Here is a 438-nt window from a genome sequence, read left to right on the forward strand (position 1 = left end):
ACGTAACAGTCAACGAATATACTTTTTATATGGAATTTATGTGTGATTACAGAAATCGGATAATCAAAAAATATACTCAATAATATATTTGGTATCGTATAGAATGGGCGCCACACGCCGTCTTATTCATTTGGCGGCATGTGGCTTCTGCCTTTAAGCGTTTGTTTAAACCACCCTCATACTTGGATGGGCTTTATAAGGCACTTTAAAAAGCATCGCATAAAACACAGGCACTGCGATCAAGGTTAAGATGGTGGCAAAACCTAATCCAAATGAGATCACCACCGCCATGCCCTCAAAGAAAGCATCAAACAACAGAGGTACCATTCCTAAAATGGTGGTAATGGCGGCCATACACACAGGGCGTACTCGACTTACCGCTGAGTGATAAACAGCTTCGTAAGGCTCTACTCCTTGTGCCAATTCGTAGTTGATCTG

At 41.8% G+C, this 438-nt stretch carries 1 protein-coding gene; it reads right to left on the bottom strand.

Annotated features, from left to right (window positions below; genetic code table 11):
- Positions 1-165 precede the first annotated feature (165 nt).
- Positions 166-438: efflux RND transporter permease subunit (locus tag BTA35_RS16840; protein ID WP_139363721.1), on the bottom strand; the 273-nt coding region annotated here is incomplete at its 5' end.

Origin of the sequence: Oceanospirillum linum, from assembly GCF_001995095.2 — a bacterium.
In the GTDB taxonomy this organism is placed as follows: domain Bacteria; phylum Pseudomonadota; class Gammaproteobacteria; order Pseudomonadales; family Halomonadaceae; genus Oceanospirillum; species Oceanospirillum linum.